Consider the following 10,971-nt stretch of genomic DNA (forward strand, 5'->3'; position numbering starts at 1 on the left):
CTAAAACAGTTTAAATTACCTAAAATTGCGATGATTATAGTTTTTTATTTTAAAAATGTTATTTAAATAGTTTTATATTTTTATTTAAGCGATCTCGTCATGAACGATTATGAGAAAAATCCTAACGACGGAGGTTTTTTTCGTCATTCGATTGGTTGTCCTGAAACATAATTCAAATAATACTTTTTTGGCGCGGTAAATCCCGTTCGCATTTAAATGGAGCTTCCAGGTTATTTATTAAATGGCACCTGGCAGTACGTTTGTTCTCAGGAGATGAAAATGAAAAAATTATTACTGGTGGCCTCTCTGGTTTCTGTATTTGCTGCTGCAAATGCTATGGCTGATGTTACGGCATCTGCCACCGCATCATGGGATGCAACGGCAACGAAAGATACAACCAGCCTGCTGGTCGTGACCCCATTGAACTCGCTGACGTTCCAGTATGCAGAGGGCCTGAATGGGTTTAACACTCAGGATGGCGCTTTTGATGTGACGATTCAGGGACAGGAAAGTGCAACCGATTTTGAACTGACTGCTCAGGTCATCAGCAATACGCTGACCAATGCAAGCGGTGATGCATCTACCCTGAATGTGGGCGTGGCATGGAATGGTCAGGCGCTGTCTAACTCTGCCGAAACCGTTCTGGTGAATGCGGCTTCCACTTCAGGTCTGGAAAGCCTGCTGGCCGATGGAGCCTATAACGGCGCTGAGCGTGTAAGCGATCAGTCCAGCTTCAAATTCTCCATCGCTTCAGCGACTTCTGACGGTTCGACTGCTGTAACTGACTATTCTGCGCTGCCAGATGGTTACTGGACGGGTGACGTAAAAGTTCAGTTCAATGCAACCTGGACCACTCCAGCGTAATGAATATTAATTCGGGAGAGGCTCTCTCCCGAATTTCGCAGGAATGCACTGATGAAGAAATATTTGCCACTCGCAGCGCTGGCAGGGATGGTCGTATCCTTTTCCAGTCTGGCGATTAATGTGGGTGATATCACGTCGATAATGACGGCCGATCAAAACGCGTTATCAAAAGAAATTATCAATACCACTGATTCCGCCCGCTATGTGAGCGTTACCGTAAAAAGGCTCTCTTCACCGCTGCCTGACGGAACAGAAATGCAATTTGAAACGTCGGGAGAATTACTTTCTACACCGGCGAGCCTTATTTTACCCGGTGATGCAAAAGATGTTTTTCGCTTTTTCTATAAAGGGCCAGAAGATGATAAAGAACGTTATTACCGGCTGCAGTGGGTTGACGAACCCGTAAGCGAAAGCGCATCGACTAAGGCTGGCAAAGCCGCGATTGCGACAGCGTCGGCAGAAATCGGGACAATACTGGTCGTGGCGCCACGCAAGGAACGATTTGAATACGGTCGTGACGGGGATGTCATCACCAACAAAGGCAACGTCTCGTTTCGGGTCATTGCTTACGGAGCCTGCAAAGAGGCGTCACAGGATCGGGGACGCGGGTGTCGCGAGCGTTATTACGTCATGCCAGGCACAAAAATAAGATTGCAGAAAAGCGATGTGTCAAACAGTCGCACCCGCATTGGGATTTGGCATGGCAAGCAATTTATTACAGTGAAGTAATACACGGCGTCATTTCCGGTACCAGTAATAAAAATACCGAAAAGTAAGGATGCGTATGTCTTTTAAATATCTTATAGGAGGGAGTTTATTACTCTCTTATGCGCTAACATCAGGGGTTGCGCATTCTGCACCGGTTAAGATTGGTAATTATGTTATTCCAGGGGCATTCGCGCGTTCTCTTGAACAGGGGATGACGGTCCCTGTTTATATCCGCTACCAGGAGACGGATACAAAAAGCCAACAAAAAATTGCTGATGCGGTCATCTCGCTGGTTGAGGGAAATATCGTTGTAAAATCCATTATGATTGCCGATTTGCCCAATAACGCGGTGCTTTCAGAGAAAACGCGCGAGATGGTGGAAAAAATAGGCGATGCGAAATTTATCGACAATACCTCTCTTGCCCTTTCGCGAGACGCACGGCTGAAATTAAACGTCTCCTCTTTTCATCTGGAGATGATTGTCAGCCGGGATGCCCTGACTGAAGCGGTAGTCGCCCGCAGTTCATTGCTGGGACCGTCCAGCGTTGATCGACTATCTAATGTGCTGAATTACAACTTTGGCACCTATTACAATGACTACCGCAATGGCAGCAGCTCTCGCAGTTATTTAACACTGGATAACACCACCTCGTTGAGAGAGCACCACCTCAATATCAATGGCTCGGTCTATGGTATTGGCGAGAGTAACCGCTCCAGCAAACTGTATCGTGCCATGTATGAGCGCGATTATGAGGGTTATCGTCTGGCGTTGGGCATGCTCGACACCTGGAACGTTCAGTCGATCGCCAGCCTCAATGCGCTGAATGGCGGCAAGATCTACGGCGTCAGCTACGGTAATAAAGGCAGTACGGTGGTTGAAAACACCTCCCTGTCCTTGATCCCAATAACCATATTTTTGCCGTCTGCCGGTGAAGTGCATGTGTTTCGTGATGGGCGCTTGTTAAGCGTTCAGAACTTCAACATGGGCAGCTACGAAATTGACACCAGCCGGTTCCCTTACGGTGTGTATGACGTCACGGTGGATGTCGTGGTAAATGGCCGGACGGTGAACACCCGCGTCAGTCGGGTGAATAAAATTTTTGCCCGCCAGCAGGCCGCAGGCCTGCATGAAGTCGCATGGCAAATTTTTGGCGGTTCACTTGATTACGACCGCGTGAGTTATAAGCGCAATCATTACCGTGATGCCAGCAGTGAACAGACCTGGATTGCGGGTGGTGCGGCCTCGTTAACCCTGGCAATGCTCTCCGGGCTCACCCTGAAAACGACAGGTTATGGGTTTGATGACAATGCCGTCAATGAAACGGACATTACCCTTAACGTCAACGAATATGTCAGTGTCGGGACACAAACGCTGGTGGCGAACGACGGAACATGGCGCAACGTCAGCAGCGCCAGTCTTAATGCTCCAGGCGGGTTTGGATCGCTGTGGGCGTCGCGGGAAGACAGCAAAATCGGTAACCGTCTGCCGGTGCAGGAGCGGGATAACTATTCGATTGGCGCAACATTGAACCTGAGCCGGTTTATTCCGCACGGTGGCACGTTAACGGTCAGCCAGACCGAAAACCGCTATTCCGGTAATACCTACCGGAACCTGGATTACAGTACCACCCTCTATGCGGGACGGTACGCTACAGTGGGGTTACGGGCCGGGATACAGCGCTATTACTACAACAATACGAATGATGACGGACGTCAGGAACGCTATGTCAGCCTGGATTTATCGCTGCCGCTGGCCTCGTGGATGAGTGTCGGGGTTTCACGCGATCGCTACGGCGCAACACAGGGCAATATCAGCGCGCGTAAACAATTTGAGGATAGCGTTATTACGTCTGCAGGCATTTCCGCCTCGACTCGCCTGAGTGGAGAGCAGAACTACGACAACAATTACGCTGTAAATGGCAACCTGAGTTATGACACCCGCTATAACGGCGGTACGGTTTCGGTGACCCGTTCAGCGGACAACTCGACCAATATGAACTTCTCCTCTCAGGGTTCCGTTGCCTGGGCGGGTGGGGATTTTGGTCTGAGCAAAGAGCGACAGCGCTCGGGAATTATTGTGAAAACCGATCTTGTGGGTGATGGAAAGCTGGCCGCAAAAATAAATAACCGAAATTATATTCTTAGCGGCAAATCGAGCTTTATTGCACTCCCGCCTTACGCGCAATACAAGCTGGAAATTATGAATGATAAAAACTCTGAAGACAGTTTTGACATTGTCTCGGGCCGTAAACAGGCGCTTAACCTTTATCCCGGTAACGTCGGCGTGGTGTCACCTGAAGTGAAAAGCATGGTGACCGTGTTTGGCCGGGTGCGATATCCCAATGGTGAACTGGCGTCAAATACCGACATTCATAACCACATTGGCAAAACGCGCACCGACGCGAAAGGTGAGTTCGCCATTGATATTGATAAGAAGTATCCCGTTATTACCCTGGTGTCCGCCAACGGTAATATCTGCGAAGCGGATTTAGATCTGGAAAAAGCCAGGGGCGCTGCGTGGGTAGGGGATGTTAAATGTGCACCGCAAACCACGATGGCGCAGAGATAATGCTATGAAAAAAAGTGCTTCCGTTTTTATTTCACTCCTGTTTTTGGCGGGGTTAATTCCCTTCTCCGCAAGGGCACTGACCGCCTCATCGTCAGGGGCGATCAACAACACGTTTTTATTTATCGAGAACGACATTGACGGTGAGTATTTCATTACGCCGTCCGCGTTAGATCCCCGTTTCAGCGGCTCAAATACCTGGGTTAAATACGGTACCTCCCAGGTCAGCCTCGGTTACCTGGGTTATGTCATTTGGACTGCGCCGGCCAATAATTATCAGGATATGTGGATTGATAATTCGCCCATTGATGCTCCTTTCACAGGAATACGCTGCTACCGAGGTTCGCAGTGTCCGACGACGGGCTACATTGCCGGGCAGGGGGTGGATAACAATGGTTTTTACCACGCGCAGGTTGGATCCGTGGCGGGGGTTATTGGCGGAGCGTATGGCTTTGCTTCGCTGAGCAACTCAGCCTATGAGTATTTTCGTAATATGCCGACGGGTGGCAGCGAAACCTATGTTTTTAACCGCTGCTATACCTCGGTTAACTATGATTACGCCTCAGGACAACGCTGTAAGGATCAGACAACAGGTCGCTGGAATTACATCAATTACACGTTAAACAAGCGGGGACATCTGGCGCTGGAATCAACAAGTGCCTTTCAGGAGCTGTGGATCGCCAGTGATGGAACCCCAAGTATCACAAATGATTCCGGATCCTGTGAGCTGGGTGTCGTCAGTAACGTTGATGGCGTAATTTGTAAAATGGTCAAATACAACCTTGAGCAGACGCAAAATTTGACGGCATCGTTGACATTCAGAGCGTATATCGATTCTGCTGCGTTGGGTTTTACCCCTTCCGCAACCACCGTGAAATATTCAGGAAATGGCTCGACATGGTATAACTTCAGCGCCTCGACGGCGTATTACAACGTCTTTTCGACATCTGGCCAGTATATCTATGTCTTTTTGTCGAAAACATTCCTTAAGAATCTGGTGGATGCAGGCGTCAGTATTACCAACAGCCAGCCCTTTACGTTTGCGTTTACGAATGCATTAACCCCGGAGTCAGGCTATTACCAGTTTACCCCCTCTTTGCAACTCAATATTGTGCCGAAGGAGTATGGGATTAGCATTGTCTCATCGAATAATACGGCCTCTGCCAGTGGAAGCGGCACCATCGGAGATGACGCGCCGATCGAGATGGATTACGTCGTCACCGTATCGGGACCCCGTCAGGCTGACAGTATTACGGCCCAGGTTATCGGGGACAGCACGACAATCAACGATACCCCTTACTGCCTGTTTACGTCGGCCCAGGGGGGGATAAACGTGCCTGTCCCTGCCTATCTGCAATACAACACCGCGTCGGGAAGCCCTACTCAGGTGAGGAACAGCTGCAGTGAAAATGCCATTAGTCTGAACGATGCGTTATGGCAACAGGTGCCATGGGATGCCAACAACACGGATGATGGCAGCTTTTTCAGCACCAACTTAACGCTGCTGTTCCCGATGAATGATTCCCGCTCAGCACTGACGGTGGCTGGCGCTGACTGGGAAGGCGTGGTCAGCGCCAGTGGTGAAATCAAAGTCACCGCGAACTGGCTGGGAGTAACAAAATGATGCGCTGGCGGAAGGTCACGGAGGGTGTGGTGGGACTCTGCATTGCGCTTTACACGCTTTCTGCCCACGCGCTGTATCTGGACTCCACGATCTATGATATCCCCGCAGAGCGGTCGTTCATTAGCAAACGTATTTACAACGACAGCCACAAACAGAATGTGTACAGCATTTCGGCGATTAAAATCGACCGTCCAGGACCGGGTGGGGAAAAGCGTCTGCCAATAGAGGACGGGGAGTTGCTGTTTACACCGCTCACGTTTTCGCTCGCCCCGGACGCCGGGGAGTATTTTAAGATCTTCTATCGCGGGCCCGAGGATGACAAAGAGCGTTACTACCGGATTCAGTTTCGCGAGATGCCGGTAACGCTGTTTGCTGAACGTCATTCAGGCAAAGCAAGTGAAGCTGTGCCCGCTATTGCATTGGATACGATACTGGTGGTCAGGCCCAGAAAGCTGACGCTAGGTTATACTCTGGATGAGCAAAAAGGGGCGCTGACAAATACCGGCAATACGTTTTTCAGGATCATCGTACACAAGGGATGCCAGTCAACCGATGACGAGGCGACGATGCGTTACCTGCTGCCTGGAGAGACCTACCGAAGCAGCGCGTTAAACACTAAAAATAAAAAATTCATCGTTGCGTTGAAAAAATATATACCGATAGGCGATGGTTGTTTTAAAAATAACAGTTAAAGTTTAAAGAAACAGTTCTTATATTGCTAACTGAACTCTGGGAATATATTCTGTACTGCGTGCTGGCATTGCCGCCGATAATAAAAGAGTTCCCGGATGAAAAAGATAATCAATGGTCATATTGTATACGATTCAGAGACCAGAGCGCTAAGTGTACAGGGAGAAAGAGTGGTTCTGTCCGCTGCAACGGCAAGATTACTGGAGCTCTTTATTGCGAACAACCGCAAACAATTACATCGGGATCTGATTATAGAAGAAGTGTGGGGAAGGTATGGGTTGATCCCATCAGGTCACAGTCTGAATAAAAATGTCAGTATTTTGCGCAAAACGTTAGCAGAACTGGGAATGGATAATCTGATCGCAACTATCCCCCGAGAAGGATTTGTTTTTCAGGCGCAGATCGAAAACGTAAAAGAAGATGCGTTGCCGCATAGCATCACTGCATTAACCTCCGCCACCAAACCCGGGTTAAGGCGATACGGTAAAACGATCGTTGGCGGAATATTAGGCATCAGCCTGGTGATATCTGGCTTTGTCCTTCTGCCAAAATTATTACGAGATACCGATGGTGTCGTGCATGTACAAAAATCCGGTTCCTGTGAAATATTTACGACAGATGATAATTCAGTTGAGAAAATATCCACTTTTTTGAATTCATCCCGATGGCAGCAATTCAAATCTATCTGCAAGGGAAGAAATAAGGTCATTGTGTTTTATGATGACAATGGATTGTCTGCAGGTAATAAACTAAAGGAATCATTTTTCAGTATTTGTACGTTAGGCTCCCGGGGAGTTGCACATGCGTGCGAAAATTATGTATTTTAGTCTTGCCGTAGTGCTTGTTATCATTTTTTTGTTTTTATTTAAACGTCATGAGGTTCCGGCAGCGCTGGTATGCTCAGCGAAGAACCATCTTGTGCTCAATACGCAAAAAACAGGTATGCACATCGAAGGGGAGGTATTGCTGGTTTTCAGGATATCATCTGCTGAAGAGGGGGTATTGTCACAAGTGGGCGTGATTAATGTTAATGGGAAAAGCTACGCCATTAACCGTTCCACGATGCTTAAATTTTTAGGTAATGAAAGTGACGGCTACATACGTACCCAACGGGTTTCTGTGATCAAAAATGATAATGATGATTTGCCTGATGAGATCACGGGATTAATTATGTCTAAGCAACACAACTTCTATTATAAAATAATGCATATTGCGCACAATGTGTACGGTATACGCGATTTGCGACGCACCCTGTTGGTGTGTCGGGCAGCGTAATCCTCAGAATAGGGTATCGTCTTATTCTGAAATAATAACCTATGTGTCGCATCATTTATGGTTTTTTATTTTGTTAAAATAGTGTTTATTATCACTAAAGTTTGTCAGAATGTGAATATAAGCGCATAAGTTTGTACTCATTTCGGACCTCAGAATTCGCTACCGATACAGCAAGAATATTCTTATCATTTCCCCTGCGCTCAGTTTTATTGCAAGGGGGATGAGCTACTACACACTATGCAATCTAAAGGCATTTTATTTGTTTTACCTTAAGTCTATGTGAATACCAGGTCAATTGTGAATACACTTTCCTGTTCGGGAAGGCTGCGTTTTACAATGAAAACGTGATGGTGATTATTATGAATAAGAAAAAGGTCTTCCTGCTCAGTTATGACATTTATCTTTTCGCCGGGCTTAGGGCTTTTTTGCCTAATCTGGTACTGGTCGACAGTCAGACATTTATATCAGAGTCAGACCTTTCTTTTCAGCAATACAACTCCTGTCTGTTAATTGTTGATAACCGGATGCCCTTTTTCCTGGTGAAGAAATGGCTACATCGTAACAGTAGCCAGTTTATCATGGTAAACAGCGTTGTTCTCAGGTTGAGCGAAAATGAGTGTATTAATCGAGGCTATGAATACAGTACCTCAATTGATGTAACACTGCATTATACGACCGTCATCGATATACTCACGCGTATACTGATGACCACCCCGCAACCGGAATCACGCGTAAAATCAGATGAGCTGGACGTTTTCGCGTTAACCGAATTTGAGGCAGACATGCTTAATGCCATGATGACGAAAGAGGGGCAGGCCGAATTCTGCCGGGCAAATTCATTGACCACAAAATCCCTGTATCGCTACCGGGATAAAATAACGCACAGGCTTGGTTTTAAAAATTTTATTGAATCTATTATTTTTCTTATCCGTAATGGTTTCCTGACTGAAAGAGATGTGGGGCAGAACAGTACGTTAATGCGCAAATCCACCGGGCGTAGTTATGATAATAATGATGCGGGGCGTCTGAGTCTGGCACTCAAAAATGATGAAATTTTACCTTATTATCAACCCGTTGTCGGTGCAGGTGGTGAGCTGTGTGGTATAGAGATTTTGGCCCGCTGGCCATTAGGGCATAATTACACGATTTCGCAGCGAGAATTTATTCCGCTGGCAGAAAGCTGTGGCCTGATTAACGAACTCACCAGCTATTTAATGCATAAAGTTGCCAGTGACTTAAAGCAAAAGAGCAACGGGTTAAATACACCGCTGTTTGTGGCGTTTAATGTCAGTCCAACCACGTTAAGTAACCCGGTGTTTTATTGGGAGTGCCTCAATTTTTTAGAGCTGACAGAATCGTTACCGGTGAAGCTCATGATTGAGATTACCGAAAATCAAACGCTGGCCGTGACGCCTGCAATAAAAGAACTGATCCGTTCACTGCGTAATCGCGGGGTGATGTTTGCTCTGGATGACTTTGGTACAGGATACGCGAATTTATGCTATCTGAATGAACTCGAACTGGATGTCATAAAAATTGATAAGACCTTTATCAACGCTATCCAGGCTGATAACCAACCGCTGCCGATGCTGGAATCGATTATTAATCTGGCGATGATTCTGGGGCTGCGTACCGTGGCGGAAGGGGTGGAGTACGCTTATCAGCGAGAGTGGCTTATCAGCAAACAGGTGGATTACCTGCAGGGGTATCATTTCCTGCCCCCGGTGCCGTTCGCTGATTTCCGGCGATTTGTCGAGCAAAGCCAGCCGACGACAAGAGAAGCGGCATGCAAAAAGGGCAGCGTGCTGCCAGGTAAAAAGGAAAATGTGCGTTTTAACGCGCTGTAAACGACGGAAGCCCTGCGCATTTCGAGGGCTTCCGTCGGGGCTTAACGGAACATCACCTGTGCCCAGCGGGCCAGACCTGCCGTTACGGAGCCAAAGTCATCGCCACCGGCAATCGGAATACCCGGAAGCTGTTCCGCCAGCGCTTTCTTGATAAGCGGTGAACGGGCGCTACCGCCGGTCAGGTAAATCACATCCGGCTTCTCTTTACCATTCTCCAGCGCCAGTTGCACCTGCTCGAGGATCCGCTGCAGCGGCTGGGCGAGTGCCGTTTCCAGCCCTTCCTGCGATATCGCGGTCGCCAGCTCATCACTGATAAAAGGTAATGAGACAGCGTGTTCAGCACGGTCAGAGAGGGCGATTTTGCTCTCTTCAGCGGTACGCACCACGCGATAGCTGAGACGCTGACGCCACACTTTATAGAGCAGGGCGACTTTATCCGCGTCCTGCGCGTCGCGTACCAAATCGTTCAGAAAGCGCCCGTTCGCGGTGCTGTAAAAATCACTCTGCGCCGGAACGTCGTTGATGGCGATGGCGTTCCACCAGGGCAGAATTGGCAGGGCAATGCCTTTTTCGGTTTGTCCGCCCATGCCGAGCAGCGGCATCAGGCTTTTAAATGCCAGAGCAATGTCCAGGTCGTTACCGCCTACGCGGCAGCCGCTGTGGCCCAACAGGCTGGTTTCGCGGTCACGACGCTGATGCCATTGTGGCCCCATCAGCAGTAAAGAGCAGTCGGTGGTGCCCCCGCCGATATCCACAACGAGCACGCGTTGCTCTTGCGTTAATGTGGCTTCAAAATCCAGCCCTGCCGCTACCGGCTCATACTGGAAGACCACGTCACGGAAACCGGCTCGGTGTGCGGCGCGCTCGAGGATCCCCTGCGCTTGCTGGTTAGCCTCTTCACCGCCCAGACCCTGGAAGTTGATCGGGCGACCAATAACGGCCTGCGTGATGGGATCGGGTACCTGGGTCTGCGCCTGGTTACGGATGTGCAGCATCATGGCGCACACCAGGTCTTCGAACATCGCCACCTGCTGTGGTTTTAATCCGCTGGCGCCCAGAAACGACTTCGGGGATTTAACGAAGTAAACCTCTTCCGGATCGTCAATATAATGGCCCAGCGATGAGAGGCCAAACTGCACGCTGGAAGGGGTCACGTCGATATCTTCGTCGCGGTTAAAACTGACCGCCCGGCGCAGCAGCGCCTGGGTTTCCGCCGCGGTAGCGGGAACCTGATGATGACGGAACAGCCATTCACTGACCGCTTCGCGAGTGGGTGCGCAGAGCATTGATGGCAGCAGCGTGCTCTCTTTTTCCATCTTCAGGAGCTGTGGTTGCCCGTTTTGCATAATGGCAACCGAACAGTTTGCCGTACCGTAGTCAAATCCAATAAACACGAT

9 protein-coding genes are annotated in these 10,971 nt (G+C 48.8%); 8 read left to right on the plus strand and 1 reads right to left on the minus strand.

The window, feature by feature from the left end; genetic code table 11:
• Positions 1 to 279: 279 nt before the first annotated feature.
• The 8 genes from ecpA (at position 280) to QRN24_RS07415 (ending at position 9,574) form a co-directional block, all read left to right on the plus strand.
• Positions 280 to 864, plus strand: a complete 585-nt coding sequence (ecpA, locus tag QRN24_RS07380) for a common pilus major fimbrillin subunit EcpA (protein WP_020883247.1) — start codon at positions 280 to 282, stop codon at positions 862 to 864.
• 51 nt (positions 865 to 915) lie between these two features.
• Positions 916 to 1,593: an EcpB family pilus assembly chaperone gene (locus QRN24_RS07385; RefSeq protein WP_014170844.1), complete on the plus strand. Its 678-nt coding sequence runs from the start codon at positions 916 to 918 to the stop codon at positions 1,591 to 1,593.
• 55 nt (positions 1,594 to 1,648) lie between these two features.
• Positions 1,649 to 4,141, plus strand: a complete 2,493-nt coding sequence (locus QRN24_RS07390; protein ID WP_284942552.1) for a TcfC E-set like domain-containing protein — start codon at positions 1,649 to 1,651, stop codon at positions 4,139 to 4,141.
• 4 nt (positions 4,142 to 4,145) lie between these two features.
• Positions 4,146 to 5,762 carry a fimbrial adhesin EcpD family protein gene (locus tag QRN24_RS07395; RefSeq protein ID WP_072255707.1) on the plus strand — a complete coding sequence of 539 codons (1,617 nt, stop codon included), beginning with the start codon at positions 4,146 to 4,148 and terminating at the stop codon, positions 5,760 to 5,762.
• On the plus strand, positions 5,762 to 6,454 hold the full coding sequence (locus tag QRN24_RS07400) for an EcpB family pilus assembly chaperone (protein WP_446681994.1): 693 nt from the start codon (positions 5,762 to 5,764) through the stop codon (positions 6,452 to 6,454). Before QRN24_RS07395 ends, QRN24_RS07400 begins: the two co-directional genes overlap by 1 nt.
• A 96-nt stretch (positions 6,455 to 6,550) precedes the next feature.
• Positions 6,551 to 7,279, plus strand: a complete 729-nt coding sequence (locus QRN24_RS07405) for a winged helix-turn-helix domain-containing protein (RefSeq protein WP_284942553.1) — start codon at positions 6,551 to 6,553, stop codon at positions 7,277 to 7,279.
• Complete coding sequence (locus tag QRN24_RS07410; protein WP_284942554.1) at positions 7,254 to 7,727, plus strand: FidL-like protein; 474 nt, start codon at positions 7,254 to 7,256, stop codon at positions 7,725 to 7,727. The genes QRN24_RS07405 and QRN24_RS07410 overlap by 26 nt, the downstream gene beginning before the upstream one ends.
• A gap of 359 nt (positions 7,728 to 8,086) precedes the next feature.
• The gene (locus tag QRN24_RS07415; RefSeq protein WP_047743112.1) at positions 8,087 to 9,574 is read left to right on the plus strand and encodes an EAL domain-containing protein; all 1,488 of its coding nucleotides are present in this window, start codon (positions 8,087 to 8,089) and stop codon (positions 9,572 to 9,574) included.
• Between the two features lie 41 nt (positions 9,575 to 9,615).
• Here QRN24_RS07415 and yegD read toward each other — a convergent pair whose 3' ends face one another.
• Positions 9,616 to 10,968, minus strand: a complete 1,353-nt coding sequence (gene yegD / locus QRN24_RS07420; protein ID WP_020883253.1) for a molecular chaperone — start codon at positions 10,966 to 10,968, stop codon at positions 9,616 to 9,618.
• Positions 10,969 to 10,971 lie beyond the last annotated feature (3 nt).

This window comes from Enterobacter sp. MEB024 (genome assembly GCF_030209635.1).
Lineage (GTDB): Bacteria > Pseudomonadota > Gammaproteobacteria > Enterobacterales > Enterobacteriaceae > Enterobacter > Enterobacter ludwigii.